Origin of the sequence: Streptomyces swartbergensis, from assembly GCF_002148965.1 — a bacterium.
In the GTDB taxonomy this organism is placed as follows: domain Bacteria; phylum Actinomycetota; class Actinomycetes; order Streptomycetales; family Streptomycetaceae; genus Streptomyces; species Streptomyces swartbergensis.
Genome location: NZ_NGFN01000652.1, coordinates 1 through 1,854 on the forward strand (window position 1 = coordinate 1; position 1,854 = coordinate 1,854).

The 1,854-nt window shown below is 76.1% G+C and carries 2 protein-coding genes; both read left to right on the forward strand.

Going from position 1 to position 1,854, the window contains the following annotated elements:
- On the forward strand, positions 1–283 hold a 283-nt coding region (locus CA983_RS43245), incomplete at its 5' end, for a DNA glycosylase AlkZ-like family protein (RefSeq protein WP_143645819.1).
- Between the two features lie 76 nt (positions 284–359).
- Positions 360–941, forward strand: a complete 582-nt coding sequence (locus tag CA983_RS43250) for an Rv1733c family protein (protein ID WP_086606064.1) — start codon at positions 360–362, stop codon at positions 939–941.
- Positions 942–1,854: the final 913 nt, after the last annotated feature.

A 1,854-nucleotide genomic window follows, 5' to 3' on the forward strand; every position in this document is an offset into this window, starting at 1 on the left:
GTTCCTGCCGGCGTTCGACAACGCGATCCTCGGCTATCACGACCGCGGCCGGATCATCGACGAAGCCCACCGCGGGCTGTCGGTCGAAGGCGCCCGCGTCGTCCTGGTCGACGGCCGGGTCGCGGCGACCTGGACCGTCGAGGCGGACACCGTCCTGGTCACCCCGTTGCGCCGCTTCTCCCGGGCCGAGCGCGGCTCCGTCGCCGAGGAAGGGCGGGCGCTGGCGTCCTTCCTGTCCGGTGACGAGAGCGATCGGGTGCGGATCGCCGCGTCCTCCAGCTGAGCGATAGGCCGACAGGGGCACGGTTCAGGCGCACACTGGAAGGGTGCTGCCGGTGCTCATGAGGGGGTGTCGGCCGATGGCAACGTCAGAGCGTGTGACCGTGCGGTGGTGGCGGTGGCGGCGCAACGCGCTCAAGCGGCGTATCGACGTCGTCGAAGCCTGGGTCGTGCTCGCGGGCTGGGTGCTCGCCCTGCTGGGCGGTGTGGCCGCGGGCCTGATGGCGGCGGGCGCCGTCGAGCGGGCCGCCGAACGGCAGCGGGCCGAGACCCGTCAGGTCTCGGCGGTCGCCGTCGAGGACGCGCCGGGCCCGTCACCGGCCCGCGCGGCGAGCGACCACCGGGTGTGGGCCAAGGTGCGGTGGACCGCGCCGGACGGCTCGACCCACACGGACGAGGCGCGGGTGCCGCCCAGGACTCCCGCCGGGAGCACGCTCCCCGTGTGGGTCAACAGGAACGGTGACATCACGACCCCACCGGTGTCCGAGGGCGAGGCCTGGCTGCACACGACCATGGGCGGCGGACTGGCGGGAGCCCTCGCGGGCGGAGTGGTACTGAGCGCCGCGTGGCTGACGCGACTGTCCCTGGACCGCCGGCGCATGGCGCAGTGGGACGCGGAATGGGAACGGATCGACACCCGGCGCGGCTGGAAGACGGGCTGACCGGGCACCGGCCGTGACGCCCGCGCGGCGGCTTCCGCCGGGCGGGGGACGGGGTCGCGGCCTGCGCTGCTGACCGACGGCGTCTTTCGCGCGCCGCGCCTTCGCAGGGTGGGGAGCGGAGCACGGCCGCACACCGTCGGGTGTGGGGCCTTTCGCGCGCCGCGCCTTCGCAGGGAGGGGAGGGGGGGCGGCGCACGCCGTCGCCCGTAGGGCCTTTCGCACGCCGAGCCTGTGCACGTCGGGCACGGGAGCGCAGCTGTACCCCGTCGGCCCGCGGGGTCTTCCGCGCGGTGGGCATGGGAGCGCGGCCTGCGCCGCTGGCCGGTAGGGCCTCTCGCGCACCGCRCCTGCGCAGAGCGGGGAGGGGAGCACGGCCGCACGCCGCCGGCTGGTGGGGCTTTCGCGCGCTGGCCTTGGTACGGCGGGCACGGCAGTGCGGCTGTACGCCGTCGGCTGGCGGGGTATGCGGCGCGCCGCGCTTCCGCACAGCGGGCTGGGGGGTCGCTGGCTGGTGGGGTCCGCGCTGGGCTCCGTAGGGCGGGCACAAGCGTGCGGACATACGCCGTCGGCTGCGGTCTGCCGCGCGCCGGGCCTCCGTACGGCGGACATGGGGGCGTGGCCGTATGCCGCCGGCTGACCGGGGCTGCCGTGCGCGGGGCATCTGCACGGCGGGCACGGGAGCGGAGCGTGTGCCGTCGGCTGGTGTGGTCTGCCGCGCGCCGGGCCTCCGTACGGCGGGCATGGGAGCGCGGCCTGCGCCGCTGGCCGGCAGGGCCTCTCGCCACCGCGCCTTCGCGGGGTGGGGAGGGAGCCACGGCCGCACGCCGTCGGGTGTGGGGTCTTTCGCGCGCCGCGCTTCCGTACGGCGGGCTGGTGTGCGGCTGTATGCCGTCGGCTGGTGGGGACTCCGTAG

Coding starts and splice junctions, on each gene's coding strand:
- CA983_RS43250 (WP_086606064.1), top strand. CDS start 360: ATGGCAACGTCAGAGCGTGTGACCGTGCGGTGGTGGCGGTGGCGGCGC.